The organism is Janthinobacterium sp. SUN137, assembly GCF_030587265.1.
Classification (GTDB): domain Bacteria; phylum Pseudomonadota; class Gammaproteobacteria; order Burkholderiales; family Burkholderiaceae_D; genus Janthinobacterium; species Janthinobacterium kumbetense.
This window is the reverse complement of the sequence record NZ_JAPWHZ010000004.1, coordinates 400,318-415,098: the sequence shown is the minus strand read 5'-3', so window position 1 is coordinate 415,098 and position 14,781 is coordinate 400,318. Positions and strand designations below refer to the sequence as shown.

The window sequence follows — 14,781 nt, the reverse complement described above, 5'->3', positions numbered from 1 at the left end:
AAAACGCGCCGGAAAATAAAAAAGCCGGAACAGTGTCAGCTGCTCCGGCCTTGCTTCGGCAAGCGTGAATTACGAGCCAAAATGGTAGTTGAACTCGACCCACCCCTGGCGGCCTTGCGGGCTGTAGTTGCCGATCGGGTAGTACGGCCAGCCGTTGCTGGCGTCGCGCTTGATCTTGTCGAACACGTTGTTGACGATCAGCGAAACGGTGGCGCGGTCATTGATGCGGTAGACGGTGCTGATGTTGGCCAGCGCCGTCGGCGTCAGGTAAGCCTTGCCGGCGGCATTCGGCAGCTTGCCGTAGCGGCTGACCAGCAAGGTGTTCGACCAGTCGCCCGCAGCCCAGTTGACGCTCAGGTTCAGCTTGTCGGGCCAATCCATGTTGGTCATCGATTTGGTTTCATCGGTCTCTGCATCGCCGGCGAATTGCTGCGATTTCTTGCTCAGCACCCGGGCGTAGTTGGCCTTGAAGGCGAAGCGGCCATAGTCCGTCGTGCGCAGCAAGTATTTCAGGCTGACGTCGATGCCGCTGCTGCTTTTCTTGGCCGCGTTGATCGGGTTGACGGTGATGGTCTTGATCTCGCCCGCCTTGTTCAAGGCATTGGCCGCGTAGCGCTCGATGCGGCCCAGGGTATCGATACAGGTCGGCGAGCCGATGTCAGCCTTGCCGAGACGGCAATCGGATTCGTCGCGCAGCAGCTTGTCGGCGTCCAGATTCGTCACCAGGTCGTCGATCTTGATGTTCCAGTAATCGACCGAGACGTCGAAATTGGAACTCGGCGACCAGACGGCGCCCACGCCGAAGGACTTGCCCTTTTCCGACTGCAGGTCGCGGCTGCCGTTCTGCACGTAATCGGCACCCGGCGATTTATTGGCATACTCGCAGCCGTCGATGGCCTTGCCCGCAGCATCGCAACGGTAATAGTCGGTGGTGCTCGAATAATAGCCTTTGCCGCGTGCCTGGTAGATGTAGTTCATGTCCGGCGCGCGGAAGCTGGTGGCGTAGTTGGCGCGGAACAGCAGGTCCGGCGCCGGACGCAACTCCAGCCCGCCGTTGTAAGTGAACTTGCCTTCCTTGCGGCCGGCAAAGCTGTAGCGGTCATAGCGGCCGGCGACGGTAGCGGTCAGCTTTTCATGCAGCGGCACATTCAACTCCGCGCCCAGCGCATAGCGCGAACGGGTGCCGGCCGTGACGCCCGAACCGGTGGCGACATTGAAATAGCCCTGGTCGATGCGCGCGTCGGGTTCGTTGCTGAAGCCCTGCTTGCTCGCTTCGGCAATCGTGGCGATTTTCACCGTGCCGGCGGGCAGCTGGAACAGGTCGCCATTCGTGGCCAGGCTCAGGGTATTCGTCCAGGCCTTGTCCTTGCTGTCGCTGTAGCCGCTGATACTGTCGAATTCGGCCGGCGTCAGGCGCTGCGACAGGCGCGCGGGATCGGGGGCGTAGATGGCCACGCCATTCGCGTCCGTGCCCAGCTTCGGTCCCAGGAAGAAGCTGTCGATGTTCGAGCGCAACTGCGGCCGGTGGGCTTCGCTCGTGTAGACCGAGGCGTTGTAGTTCGCCTCATATTGCCAGGCGCTGCCCGGAATGCGGCCCTTGGCACCGAGCGAGATGGCCGTGGCAAGGTCGTCCCAGCTGCGGTTATAGCGCTGCACGCCGCCGATTTCCTCGGGCGAGATAAAGCGCGTCCACTCTTCGTAGGCGCCGCTGTTCTGGTTCAGGAAGGAATTGCCGTTCAGCGAAGCCGAGGTCCACGACGGGCCGCGCGTATTGTTGACGGTCTTGTTCTTGCCGATCAGGATATCGGCAAACAGGGTGGTGTCGGCATCGAGCTCGTAATTGGCGCTGCCGAACACGTTCTGGCTCTGGTTCTTCGTCTGCGTGGTCCAGAAGGTCGGGCGGGCTTTCGGGCTGGCGCAATAGCTGCCGTTTGCCGCCGTGTACTTGCTGACGCTGCCGCCGAACATGTCGCCGAACTGGCCGCAGGTGTCGCCCAGGTCGACATAGTTGCCGGCCTTGCCTTTCACCAGGGTGCGGCGCGCGGCGATCGTCGTCGGCACGCCGGAGCGGCTGGTCATGAAGTCGCGGTCCATGCTCCACAGCGGGTCGCGCTGGCTCAGTTCCACGCTGAACAGGGTATGCAGCTTGTCGAAATTGCCGCCGCCCGTCAGCTGCACGCGCTGGTTGCCGGCGCCGCCGCGCGAGGTGCCGCCCAGCTTGACGTTGATATCGAAGCCGTCCGTCTGTTTTTTCAGGATCACGTTGACCACGCCGGCGATCGCGTCCGAGCCATAGATGGCCGAGGCGCCGCCGTTGAGGATTTCGATGCGGTCGACAATGCTCGACGGGATGTTCGCCAGGTTGGTGAAGTTGACGGCGCCGTCATAGGCGATGGGGAAGTCGGCCAGGCGGCGGCCGTTCAGCAGGATCAAGGTATGGTTCGGACCCAGGCCGCGCAGGCTGATGGTATTGGCCGACGGCGTGAAGGTATTGCCGTAATCCTCGCCCTGCGTAAAGCCGCTGTTCTGCACCTGGCTGGTCAACGCGTCGAAGACGTTCTTGTAGCCCTGCTTGGTGATTTCGTCGCCGGTCAGGATGGTGACGGAAGACGGGCCTTCCAGGCTGGCGCGGGGAATGCGCGAACCGGTGACCACGACGGCTGGCGGGGTGGCCGCCGCCTGCTGATCCGCTGCGGGCGCTTGCGTTTGCGCGTGCGCCTGCCATGCGGTGCCGCCCAGGATGGCCAATACGCCAAGGCTGAGCGGTGTTAACTTGAACTGTTTCGACATCGTTGCGCTTCTCAAGGTGGGAGAAAAGCGGCAAGATAGCAAAATGTCAGTCATTCCAGAACGAATGGATTCATCTTTCTATATATCAAAATTGTTATATAGAAAGATTCATGAGCAGAAAAACGCCAGGCGTCCTCGTTAGCCTATGGCAGGAACATGCGCGTTAATGGCGCCTGATGGCAATTTCCTTGTAGGACGGCCGCAACAGGTGCGCGGCCGCGTCGGCCGGACTCTCCATCGAACTCAACAGCCTGGTGGCCCCCATGGGCGGCGTGCAGCTGCCGCTGCTGCGGTAGCGCAGCGCCGCCGCCAGCATGCCTTCCGCCGCGTCGCCCAGCGCATGCTGGTAATCGTCCGCCACGTCGCAGGTCGGCGCCATGCCATCGGCAAAGTCGCCAAAGCCCTTGGCGTTGACGCCCTGGAATTGCACGGCGAAATACGTGGTGCCGCAATTTGGCGCGGGATAGAAACCGTAGGGCTTGCCGCACGTCGTGCCGCCGATCAGGTTGACTTGCATGTCCACGCCGCGCAAGCCGTTGATGATCGCTTCGCTGGCCGAGCAGGTGTTGCCTGTTGTCAACAATGTCACCCGCTTGAGCCCCAGCGAAGGCAGCGGCGTGCCCTTGGGCAGGGGATTCTGCGCGGGAAAGCCCTGACTTTCCGCATGGAATGGCACGGGCGCTTCCGGCCGCGTCTTGTCATTGAAGAGCACCTGCTCGAAGGTCTTGCCGGTAGTGACTTGCGGACCGGCGATCATGTAAGCGAGTTCGCTGGCGACATCGAGGTAACCGCCGCCGTTGTAGCGCACATCGAGCACCAGGTCGCTGATGCCGGCCGCCTGGAAGCGGCCCATGGTCTCGACCAGCTGGCGTTCGGCCACGTTGTTGTGCGTATTGAAGGTCAGGTAGCCCACCTTGCCCGTGGGCGTGTCGATGATGCGCTCGTTCTGCACGGCGCTGGTGCTCACGTCCACCGCCGTCAGGCTCACCGACAGGGGCGCGCCGTTACGGCTGAATCCCAGCGTGTGCGCGCCTTGCGCCTTGGGGAACAGGCCGGCGTTGAGGATAGCCACGCTGGCCGTGTCGGGGACATTGACGAAATCGACGCCATCGACGGTTTGCAGCACGTCACCACGCCGCAAGCCCGCCAGTGCCGCCGGCGAGCCTGGCTCGACGATCGAGATCACCGCCTTGCGCGGCGGCGTGGTACGCGTCAGCGCCAGCAGCATGCCGTAACCCAGTTCCACGCCATTGAGCGAAGCTTCCCATTCGGCCGTCGTGTACGTGAAATGGAACTGGTCCTTCGGCTTGCCGGATGCCGTCGTGGCCGTTGTTTTCAGCACATCGAAGTACGCGACGGGCGTGGCAAAGCTCTGCGCCTGGTAGGTGGTCGGCACTTCGCGGTACCACAGATACGTTTCATCGATCCAGCTGCGCACCCACGTCAGTTCATCGAGCAAGGTGCCCGGCTTGTCGATGCTGCTGCCGCCGCGCGGCGCCGCACAGCGGTTCTCGACCGTGGACGAAGCGACCAGCGCCGCCGGACCCGCCGGCGTCACGGGCGGCACGACGGGCGCGCTGTCGCTGCCTCCGCCTCCGCCGCAGGCACTCAACAACAATACGAGAGGAACCGCCAGGGCGGAAAAGCGCAGGGAAGACATGACGAACTTTCCGAAAAGAAATTATCGAAAAATTATAAGACGTTTTACAAACAGGCGTTGTTTTCTTTGATACAAAAAAATGGCGCCCGCAGGCGCCATTGCTACAGCGTGGAGTTCACCCCATCACGCCACGGTGGCCGCCACGGGTGCCGCCACGACGGGCGGCAGCGGCGTCGGCGCATTGAAGGCGATCAGCAAACTGGCTTCCTTCTCTTTCGCCGCCTTCAAATGACGCTCCTTCACGTGGCCATAGCCGCGGATGTCTTCCGGGATGCTGGCAATCGCCACGGCTTGCGCCAGCTTGGCCATCGTCAGTTTCGGCAGCAAGCCACCCACCGTCGCGCGGTATTCGAGTATCAGCGCGCGTTCCATCTTGCGCTCGGCCGTATGGCCGAACACGTCGAAAGCCGTGCCGCGCAAGCCCTTGAACTTGGCCAGCACGCCGAAGGCCTTCAGCATCCACGGGCCATATTCCTTCTTGATCAAATGGCCATGGGTATCCGTTTTCGCCATGATCGGCGGCGCCAGGTGGAACTTGAGCTTGATGTCGCCTTCGAACATGGACGCGATCTTCGCCTGGAAGGCGCCGTCCGTGTACAGGCGCGCCACTTCGTACTCGTCCTTGTAGGCCATCAGCTTGTAGAAGTAGCGGGCCACGGCTTCCGTCAGGCGCAGGTGCGGGCCATTCAGGGCGCTTTCGGCGGCGCGCACCTGGCCGACGAAGTCCAGGTATTGCTGCGCATACGCGCGGTCCTGGTAAGCCGTCAGCAGGGCCACGCGCTTTTCGATCAGGTCGTCGAGCGTTTCGATGCGCTTGAATTCCACCACCTTGGCTGGCGTCGTCATGCGCACCAGGCTGGCCGCATCGTGGGCGCCGGCGCGGCCCCAGTTGAAGGCGGCCTTGTTGAACGCCACCGAGACGTTGTTCAAGTCGATGGCCTTCATGATGGCAGCTTCCGACAGCGGCACTTTGCCCTTTTGCCAGGCGTAGCCGAGCATGAACATGTTCGTCGCGATGGAGTCGCCCATCAGCGCCGTGGCGATCTGGCCCGCGTCGATGAAGTCCACGTGGTCGCTGCCGCACGCCTTTTCGATTTCCATGCGCGCCGAGGCGCCGGGGAATTGCCAGTCCGGGTTTTTCACGAACGCGGCCGTCGACGAGCTGGTCGAGTTGATCATGGCCCAGCTGCGGCCCTCTCCCATGCGCGACAGGGCGTCGCGGCTGGCCGTGACGATCAGGTCGCAGCCGATGACGAGGTCGGCCGCACCGGTACCCACGCGCGTCGAGTGGATATCTTCCTGGCGGTCCGCCAGGCGCACGTGCGACATCACGGGGCCGCCCTTCTGCGCCAGGCCGCTCATGTCCAGCACGGAACAGCCCTTGCCTTCCACGTGGGCCGCCATGGCCAGGATCTGGCCCACGGTGACGACGCCCGTGCCGCCGATGCCGGTGACCAGGATGCCGAACGGCTCGGCCGTCAATGGAATGACTGGCGTCGGCAAGGCCGGCGCCGCTGGCGCGTCCTTGTCGGCAGCCGCCGCTTTCTTCGGCTTTTTCAAGCCACCGCCTTCCACCGTCACGAAGCTGGGGCAGAAACCCGTCGTGCACGAGAAATCCTTGTTGCAGGACGACTGGTTGATCTGGCGCTTGCGCCCCAGTTCCGTTTCCAGCGGTTCCACCGACAGGCAGTTCGATTGCACGGAACAGTCGCCGCAGCCTTCGCAGACGGCTTCGTTGATGACGGCGCGCTTGGCCGGGTCCGGGTATTCGTTGCGTTTCCGGCGGCGGCGTTTTTCCGAGGCGCAGGTCTGGTCGTAGATCATGGCCGATACGCCGGGCATGTCGCGCAGTTCGCGCTGCACGTCCATCAGTTCCGAACGGTGGCGCACGGTGACGCCTTCCGCCCAGGCGTAATCGTCCGGGTACTTTTCCGGTTCATCCGTGACGACGATGATGGGACCGACGCCTTCGGCGGCGATCTGGCGCGAAATGATGGCCGGCGACAGGGGGCCGTCGAATTCCTGGCCGCCCGTCATGGCCACCGCATCGTTGAACAGGATTTTATAAGTGATGTTCACCTTGGCCGAGACGGCCGCGCGGATCGCCAGGATGCCCGAGTGGAAATACGTGCCGTCGCCGAGGTTGGTAAACACGTGCTTTTCATTCGTGAACGGCGCCTGGCCCACCCAGGTGACGCCTTCGGCGCCCATGTGGGTGAACGTCGACGTTTCGCGGTCCATCCACAGCACCATGTAGTGGCAGCCGATGCCGGCCAGCGCGCGCGAGCCTTCCGGCACCTTGGTCGAACTGTTGTGCGGGCAGCCGGAGCAGAAGAACGGCGTGCGGTCCTTTTGCGGATCGGGTTTCACGCTGATGGCCTTGAGGACGTTTTCCTTCGCTTCCAGGTAGGCGATGCGTTCCTTGACGCGCTGCTCCACCGGATGACCGGCGTAGTAGCGCGAAATGCGGCTGGCAATGGCGCGGGCGATCATGGCCGGATTCAGTTCATAGGTGGCCGGCAGCAGCCAGTCGCCGTGACCGGTGCCCTTCTGGTTGCTCCATTCGCCCGTGTCGTCGAACTTGCCGACCACGCGCGGACGCTCGCCGTCCTTGAGGTTGTAGAGTTCTTCCTTCAGCGCGTATTCGAGGATTTGCCGCTTTTCTTCCACCACGAGGATTTCATCGAGGCCCTTGGCAAATTCATGCACGCCATCCGCTTCCAGCGGCCACGTCATGCCGATCTTGTACAGGCGGATGCCGATGTCGGACGCCGTCTGTTCGTCGATGCCCAGGTCGGCCAGCGCCTGGCGCGTGTCCAGGTAGGATTTGCCGGCCGTGATGATGCCGATGCGCGCCTTCGGGCTGTCCCAGATGATTTTATTGAGCTTGTTGGCACGCGCATACGCCAGCGCCGCATACCATTTGTAGCTGTTCATGCGTACTTCTTGTTCCAGCACCGTGTCGGGCCAGCGGATGTTCAAGCCACCGGCAGGCATTTCGAAATCGGTCGGCAGGGTGATCTGCACGCGGTCCGGGTCGAAATCGACGGCGGCGCCCGACTCGATGATGTCGGTCACGCATTTCATCGACACCCATAGGCCCGTGTAGCGGCTCATGGCCCACGCGTGCAAGCCGTAGTCGATGTATTCCTGCACCGACGACGGGTACAGCACGGGGATGCCGCAGGCGTTCAGGATATGGTCGGACTGGTGCGCCGTGGACGAGGATTTCGCCGCATGGTCGTCACCGGCCAGCACCAGCACGCCGCCATGCTTGGCGGAGCCGGCGTTATTCGCGTGTTTAAAGACGTCGCCGCAGCGGTCGACGCCAGGGCCCTTGCCATACCACATGCCGAACACGCCGTCGTATTTCGCGTCTTCGAACAGATTCGTTTGCTGCGTGCCCCAGACGGCCGTGGCGGCCAGGTCTTCGTTCAGGCCCGGATGGAATTTGACGTGGTGTTCATCGAGGTATTTCTTGGCCTTGATCGCCGTCATGTCGACGGACGTCACAGGCGAACCGCGGTAACCGGTGATGTAGCCAGCCGTATTCAGGCCAGCCTTCAAATCGCGCTCGCGCTGCAGCATGGGCAGGCGGATCAGCGCTTGCGTGCCCGTCATGAAGGCGCGGCCACGCTCCAGCGTGTATTTGTCGTTCAGGGAAATTTCGGACGCGTGCGCGCCCGGCTCAAGACTCGAGCCCTTGATTGGTGCATTCATTACTTGTCTCCATTATTCTCTGTGCTACGCGTGCAAAGTCGGTTGAACTCACACGTACCGGCTGTGCCTTGTGGACAATGCCGGTGCGGAAAAATGACTTGTTTGTCGTAGACTACCACAGGAATGCGCGCAGTTCTTTGCTGCGCTGCACTCCGGTGCTGCTGCCTTTTTTACTACTATTTGTTACAAAGCAACATTACGCCGCGTTCGTATCTTTCAGCACGCCGCGCTTGATCTGATCCAGCTCGATCGATTCGAACAGGGCGCGGAAATTGCCTTCGCCGAAGCCCTGGTCGCCCTTGCGCTGGATGATCTCGAAGAAGATCGGGCCGATCACCGTCTGCGTGAAGATTTGCAGCAACAGTTCGCGTTCGTTTTCCGTGCTGTGGCCATCGATCAGGATGCGCAGGCGGCGCAGTTCTTCCAGCTGCTCGCCATGGTTCGGCAGGCGGCGGTTGACCAGCTCATAGTAAGTTTCAATCGTATCCTGGAAATCGATACCCGTATCGCGCATGCCTTGCACGGACGCGTAGATATTGTCCGTACCCAGGGCGATGTGCTGGATGCCTTCGCCATGGTACTGGTCCAGGTATTCGGCGATCTGCGACTTGTCGTCCGACGATTCATTGATCGGAATGCGGATCTTGCCGCACGGCGAAGTCATGGCCTTCGACTTGAGGCCCGTCAACTTGCCTTCGATGTCGAAATAGCGCACTTCGCGGAAGTTGAACAGGCTTTCATAGAACGTCGCCCATTCCTTCATGCGGCCACGGTGCACATTGTGCGTCAGGTGGTCGATATACGTGAGGCCATGGCCGACGGGGTTGGCGACGGCGCCGGGAATGGCGACAAAATCGACGTCATAGATGCTGATATCGCCGATGCCGCCCGGTGCGGCCGCGTCCGGCTTGTCGGCGCCCTTGCCGCGCCAGCGGTCGACGAAGTACAACAGGGAATCGCCCACGCCCTTGATGGCGGGGATATTCAGCTCCATCGGCCCCGTTTTATTGTCGAAGCCCCAGGCGCCCAGTTCCAGCGCGCGGCGGTACACGAAGGCCGCGTCGTCGACGCGGATGGCGATGGCGCACACGGACGGGCCGTGATGGCGGGCAAAACGCTGCGCGAACGAATCTTGTTCGGCATTGATGATGAAATTGATGTCGCCCTGGCGGTACAGGGTCACATCCTTGTGGCGGTGGCGCGCGATGGCCGTGAAGCCCATGTTCTCGAACAGCTTGCCCAATGCTTTTGGGTCTGGTGCTGCATACTCGACGAACTCGAAACCATCGGTACCCATCGGGTTATCCCAAGGCTGAAATTGCATGATGTCTCCTCCAAGAAGTAGCGCACAGTATAGGCGCGGTCTGTGGGCATTAAATGCCAAAGATCTCCCGAACAATCATGATTTGCGCAATAATATTGCGTGAAACAAGAACCACCGGAGGAAGCATGAGCAAAATTACGCTGGATAAAACGGATCGCAAGATCCTCGCCGTCCTGCAGGCCGATGGCCGCCTGTCGAATCAGGACGTGGCCGAGCAGGTCAGCCTGTCGCCGTCGCCATGCTTGCGCCGCGTCAAACGGCTGGAAGAAGCGGGCGTGATCCGCCAGTACGTGGCCCTGCTGGACCCGGAAAAGATCGGCCTGGGCTTGCTCGCCTACGTCAACGTGCGGCTGGAAAAGCACAGCGACGCCACGGCGCACAGCACGGCGCGCGTGCTGGCACCGAATCTGGTGACGAATACCTCGCCGCGCGCCGACTTTGCCGTGGCCGTGGCGCAATGGCCGGAAGTGGTGGCCTGCTATGCGATGACTGGGGAAATGGATTATTTACTGCGCGTGCATGTGGAAGACATGGAGCACTTTTCGCGCTTCATGATGGCGACCCTGCTGCGCCACCCGGCCGTGCTGGACGTGAAATCGAGCTTTGCCTTGCAGCGCATCAAGGATACGACGGCCCTGCCCTTACTGTGACGGCGGTGACGGCGGCCCGGGCTTCTTCTTGCGCCCCGGCAAGCGATCCCACAGCTTGAACGCGGCGCGCGCGTTGGCCTTGAACGTGTAGTCGAACATGGCGAACTGTTCCTGCACGGCTTCCTGCAGCATGCTGGTCGGGTTCGGCGGCAACAGTTTCAGATATGCATCGGCTTCGCCATAGTCGCGCTGGATTTCCATGCCCGCCTTCTTGGCGATATGCATCATCGTCTTGTTCGACGACAAACAATGCATATACAGGGTATCGACATCGTTGTTACGGCAGTGAATCGCCGCCCGTTCGAACAATTTCGACCCGACCCCCATGCCGCGCATGGATTTCGACACGGATACGCCAAACTCCGCCACCTGCTCCTTGTCCGTCACCACGCTTTTCGCCGGCGACTGGTCCTTAGGCGCAAACGCCAGGTGCCCCACGCCCACCAGCTTGAACAGGCTGTTGTAGACGCCGTAGATCATGTCGCGCGAAAAATCCATCTTTTGCACGTACTGGGCCACGAGTTCATCGGGCAAGGCGCTGCCGAAGCGCAGCAGGCGGTCGCTTTTCTCGAGCGACAGGAAATGCTTCATCATGCGGCGCCGGTCGCGCTCATGCAATTGCTTGACGAGCACGGTCGGACGCCCGCCACCGCTACGGCTGAGCCAGCGGCGAAACGGGTTTTGAAACAGCTTGGGTAAGGTCACGTCGACTCCTGGGGGCGGTGCTGCGGCACGTCAGGCTGGTATTGTGCGGTGCAACATTATGGCGCCATTGTAGCCTATTCCCGCCATTCAAGCCTGGGCCAGGAACGCTTGCACGGCCGCCACCCGCGCCGCGTGGATGACTTCGGGGATGCGTTTCGGCTCAGTACAGCCTTGCGCCAGCGCACCCGCATTCACGGCGCGCGCCGCGTCCAATCCACCCTGCAGCCGCGCCGCCTGAGGGAAATCGCCAGTGACCAGCCCGTCGCAAGCCACGGCTTGCAACAGTTGCGCAAAGCGCTGCGGCTTGCGCAAGCCGTCGCAGCGTTCGCACAAGCTCACCACGGCTTCAGCGCTCAGCGCCAGCGCGCCATTGATATGGTCCCGTTCGAGCGCCGCCATGACGGCCAGCTCGCGGCACTCATTGGGCACGCGCAAGCGCTCGCTCAGTTGCTCGATGGCATCTTTGCTCATATGCAGCATCAGGGCGGCGAAACGCACGGGCAAGTCATGACCTTGCGCGGCGGCATGGTCGACGACCTGCAGCAAGCGCTCGCTCAGCGTGATTTCGCCCATGATGCGCGCCAGGGCGCCGCATTCGTGCAGCACCGTCAGCATGCGCGAAGGATGGCTTTCCATCAGCCCCTTGGCCACTTCCTGCCACACGCGCTCGGCCACGAGGGCGTCGACTTCGCCGTCGGCCACCATGCGGCGCATCAGGGCCAGGGTGGCGGGCGCAACAGTGAACGCATGAAAACGGGCGGCAAAGCGGGCCAGGCGCAAGATGCGCACGGGGTCTTCGCCGAACGCGTCGGAGACGTGGCGGAAGATTTTATTGCGAATGTCCGCTATGCCGCCGAACGGATCGGTCAACGTCCCGTCCTCGGCCCGGGCGATGGCGTTGATGGTCAGGTCGCGGCGCACCAGGTCGTCTTCCAGCGTGACGTCGGGCGCCGTGTGGAAGACAAAGCCCCGGTAGCCGGGTGCCGTCTTGCGTTCCGTGCGGGCCAGGGCGTATTCTTCCTGCGTCTTCGGGTGCAAAAACACGGGAAAATCCTTGCCGACGGGCCGGAAGCCCTGGCGCAGCATGTCTTCCGGCGTAGCGCCCACGACGACGTGGTCGTGGTCTTTCACGGGCAAGCCCAGCAGTTGGTCGCGCACCGCGCCACCGACCGTGTAAATCTTCATAACACTCTTTTCTTATTCAGGTAATTCCGCGTCGTGCTTGGCAGCGACTTCCGTTTCCGCCAGCGCTTCCGTGATCCAGCGGGCCACGGCCGGGTGCGCCTGCACGCGCTCGCAATACGCGTTCAGGGCCGGCGCCAGGCTCACGCCATACGTGCGGAAACGCATGACGACGGGGGCGAAATACGCGTCGGCGATGGAAAAATCGCCAAACAGGAACTGGTGGTGGCCAAAGCGCGACAAGCACTCTTCCCAGATTTCGCTGATGCGGCCAATGTCGGCCTGCGCGGCGGCCGTGCGGCCACGTCCCGGCAATTTTGCCTTGATATTCATCGACATGTCCGTGCGCAAGCCGGAGAAGCCGGAATGCATTTCCGCGCAGATACAACGCGCCATGGCGCGCGCGGCGACGTCTTGCGGCCACATGTGTTTATCGGGAAACTGCTCGGCCAGGTATTCGCAGATGGCCAGGCTGTCCCAGATCGTGATCTCGCCCGCCAGCAGCACGGGAACCCGGCCGCAGGCCGAGTATTCGGCGATCTTGGTGGCCGTGTCGCTCTGGTCGAGCAGCACGCGCACTTCCTGGAACGGGATGCCGAAGGCCGTCATGGCCACCCACGGGCGCATCGACCACGATGAGTAATTCTTGTTGCCGATGATGAGGGTCAGGCCCGGCTCGCGCGCGGCGGCCAGGGTTTGCGTCAGGCTGGGATCAAGGATGGTCGTTTGCATGGTCGGCGGACTTTAGTTGGATGATGGCAAATCGGCGGAAACGGCGCTGTTTTTCGGTCCCACGGTGCCCAGGCGCGCCTTCAGCGACTGCGGGCTCTTCTCGAACAGGGCAGCGTAATAGGTGGCGTTGGCCATCACGTTTTTCACGTAGCCGCGCGTTTCCGTGTACGGAATGATCTCGGCAAAGACGGCGCCTTCCAGCGGACGCGTCATGGTGGCGCGCCAGATACGCAGGCGCCCCGGTCCCGCGTTGTAGGCGGCGCTGGCCAGCACTTGCGAACCGTCAAGACCGCCAAGCACCATGTTCAGGTAATTCGTGCCCAGCAAGACATTCGTGCGCACATCGCTCAAGGTTTCCGTGACGAAATCGGTGAGGCCGATCTTCTTGGCAACATAGCGGGCCGTCGACGGCATGACCTGCATCAAACCGGACGCGCCCACGTGCGACTGCGCATCCATGATGAAGCGTGATTCCTGGCGGATCAAGCCATACACCCAGGCCTTGTCCAGGCCCAGGGTTTGCGTGGCCGGATGCATGACGTCGTCATGCGGCGTCGGGTAGCGCTGCGTATAGTCCACTTCCAGGCGCGTGCGGTCCGAGGTGTTGACCATGCGGTCGAGCACATTGTTTTGGCGCGCAAATTCCGCGGCCGCCAGATGCTGGCGGTCCGTCATCGAACGCAATTCCCAATTCCACTCGCGCGTGCCTTCGAAGCGCAGGCGCATGTTGAAAAATTTCAAGGCGCGCTGCAAGCCCGGATTGGCGGCCATGGCGGCAATTTCCGTCGGACTGACGGGCTGGCCCGGCGGCGGCAAGACCAGATGGTTGCCCAGCTCTTCATTGGCCAGCAAGCCATAAAAATTCGACTGGTCGGCAATCGTGCGGTACAGGGCGTCCGCCTGCGCATTCGGGCGGCCCGGCGTTTCCGCCTGCTGCGCGCGCGCCAGCCAGTACACCCAGGTGGGATCCGTGCGCAGCGAGGCCGGCATGGCCTGGATGGCGGCCTTCACCAGTGGCCAGTTGCCTTCACGCAAGGCGATACGCGCCTTCCATTGCATCTGCTCCTGGGTCAGAGGTGCGCCATTGGTTTTTTGCCAATATTCGAACGCTTCCGGCGCCAGCGCATACGACGCTTGCAGAGCCAGACTGGCCCAGCCGATGGCCTGTTCCTGCGGCGTCAATTGCGCGCTCGCCTTTTGCAGGGCCACGACGCCCAGTTTCAAGGTGCTTTTCGCCATGCGGCCGACGGCCACCAGGTACATTTCGTGGTCGGCACGGCTGGCGCCCGCGCCCTTGGCCAGCACCAGCGCCGGCAAGTCGATGGCTTGCGCCATCTTCGCGTCGGACGCGCCCAGCAACAGCGCGATGCGACGGGCCGGGCCGGTAGCGTTGGTCTGGCCCGCCAGGCGGATCTGCGCCCACAGGTCGTTCGTGTCGAACTGGCCATTTTGCGCCAGTGCCGCGATCAGGCTGCCGCACGCTTCGCCATAGCCGGGCGGCGAGACGAGCAGGTTGCGCGCCTCGGACGCCACGTTCTGCCCCTTGGCGGCGCGCGACATCAGCGCGTAGCACTTGAGCTGGGTATCGTCGTCGAGGGCGAATTGCGGGTATTGTTCATCAAACACGACCCAGTCGCGCTTGCGGCCCAGTTCCAGCAGCCAGTCGTTGCGGAAACGGTCGGCGATGGCGCTGCCCTTGTAGCGGTTCAGGTAATCGCGAAATTGTGCCTCGGTCAACTGTTTGATGCGCGGTTTCAGCCGATAATAGTCGACATACGAGGGAATCTGGTAATTCGTCAGGCGCCCCGCATAAAAGTCGGCTTTTTCGACGTCATCCTTGCGCGCGGCGTCGCGCAGCAGCAAGAAGGCATCGTCCTCGCTGCGCGTGTCGGGAGCGGCAGGCGTTACGGTGGCGGACACCTGGGCCAGGGCGGCCAGGGGAGACAAGGCCGATGCAACACACAGCATCGTGCCGGCAATCCATTTCAGTGGGGAAATCAATGTACGACTCTCAATCT

Annotated in this window: 9 protein-coding genes; 1 reads left to right on the top strand and 8 read right to left on the bottom strand. The window is 62.3% G+C overall.

All coding sequences use genetic code 11. The features are described 5' to 3' along the window. Positions 1–69: 69 nt before the first annotated feature. The 4 genes from O3298_RS22330 to hppD form a co-directional block, all read right to left on the bottom strand. The gene (locus O3298_RS22330; protein ID WP_305060568.1) at positions 70–2,790 is read right to left on the bottom strand and encodes a TonB-dependent siderophore receptor; all 2,721 of its coding nucleotides are present in this window, start codon (positions 2,788–2,790) and stop codon (positions 70–72) included. Between the two features lie 163 nt (positions 2,791–2,953). Next, the gene (locus tag O3298_RS22325; RefSeq protein ID WP_305060567.1) at positions 2,954–4,450 is read right to left on the bottom strand and encodes a S41 family peptidase; all 1,497 of its coding nucleotides are present in this window, start codon (positions 4,448–4,450) and stop codon (positions 2,954–2,956) included. A gap of 123 nt (positions 4,451–4,573) precedes the next feature. After that, complete coding sequence (locus O3298_RS22320; RefSeq protein WP_305060566.1) at positions 4,574–8,170, bottom strand: indolepyruvate ferredoxin oxidoreductase family protein; 3,597 nt, start codon at positions 8,168–8,170, stop codon at positions 4,574–4,576. Between the two features lie 196 nt (positions 8,171–8,366). Continuing rightward, a complete protein-coding gene (gene hppD, locus O3298_RS22315) occupies positions 8,367–9,494 on the bottom strand; it encodes a 4-hydroxyphenylpyruvate dioxygenase (protein ID WP_099665780.1) in 1,128 nt (375 codons plus the stop codon). 125 nt (positions 9,495–9,619) lie between these two features. Here hppD and O3298_RS22310 point away from each other — a divergent pair, with 125 nt between their 5' ends. After that, entirely contained in the window at positions 9,620–10,144 is a 525-nt protein-coding gene (locus O3298_RS22310; RefSeq protein ID WP_034753092.1) for an Lrp/AsnC family transcriptional regulator, read from the top strand. Here the strand turns inward: O3298_RS22310 and O3298_RS22305 are convergent. The 4 genes from O3298_RS22305 to O3298_RS22290 all read right to left on the bottom strand — a co-directional run bounded on the left by O3298_RS22305 (position 10,136) and on the right by O3298_RS22290 (position 14,764). Beyond that, complete coding sequence (locus O3298_RS22305) at positions 10,136–10,849, bottom strand: GNAT family N-acetyltransferase (protein WP_099665781.1); 714 nt, start codon at positions 10,847–10,849, stop codon at positions 10,136–10,138. The genes O3298_RS22310 and O3298_RS22305 overlap by 9 nt on opposite strands. 87 nt (positions 10,850–10,936) lie before the next feature. Beyond that, positions 10,937–12,034 (bottom strand): multifunctional CCA addition/repair protein, encoded by a 1,098-nt coding sequence (locus O3298_RS22300; protein ID WP_289918500.1) that lies wholly within the window; start codon positions 12,032–12,034, stop codon positions 10,937–10,939. Positions 12,035–12,046: 12 nt separating this feature from the next. Then, on the bottom strand, positions 12,047–12,763 hold the full coding sequence (locus O3298_RS22295; protein ID WP_305060565.1) for a glutathione S-transferase family protein: 717 nt from the start codon (positions 12,761–12,763) through the stop codon (positions 12,047–12,049). Between the two features lie 12 nt (positions 12,764–12,775). Next, positions 12,776–14,764: a lytic transglycosylase domain-containing protein gene (locus tag O3298_RS22290; RefSeq protein WP_305060564.1), complete on the bottom strand. Its 1,989-nt coding sequence runs from the start codon at positions 14,762–14,764 to the stop codon at positions 12,776–12,778. Positions 14,765–14,781 lie beyond the last annotated feature (17 nt).

What these genes read in the sequence shown, in the direction of transcription:
- O3298_RS22330 (WP_305060568.1), bottom strand. Translation starts at nt 2,790, where the DNA reads ATGTCGAAACAGTTCAAGTTAACACCGCTCAGCCTTGGCGTATTGGCC.
- O3298_RS22325 (WP_305060567.1), bottom strand. Translation starts at nt 4,450, where the DNA reads ATGTCTTCCCTGCGCTTTTCCGCCCTGGCGGTTCCTCTCGTATTGTTG.
- O3298_RS22320 (WP_305060566.1), bottom strand. Translation starts at nt 8,170, where the DNA reads ATGAATGCACCAATCAAGGGCTCGAGTCTTGAGCCGGGCGCGCACGCG.
- hppD (WP_099665780.1), bottom strand. Translation starts at nt 9,494, where the DNA reads ATGCAATTTCAGCCTTGGGATAACCCGATGGGTACCGATGGTTTCGAG.
- O3298_RS22310 (WP_034753092.1), top strand. Translation starts at nt 9,620, where the DNA reads ATGAGCAAAATTACGCTGGATAAAACGGATCGCAAGATCCTCGCCGTC.
- O3298_RS22300 (WP_289918500.1), bottom strand. Translation starts at nt 12,034, where the DNA reads ATGAAGATTTACACGGTCGGTGGCGCGGTGCGCGACCAACTGCTGGGC.
- O3298_RS22295 (WP_305060565.1), bottom strand. Translation starts at nt 12,763, where the DNA reads ATGCAAACGACCATCCTTGATCCCAGCCTGACGCAAACCCTGGCCGCC.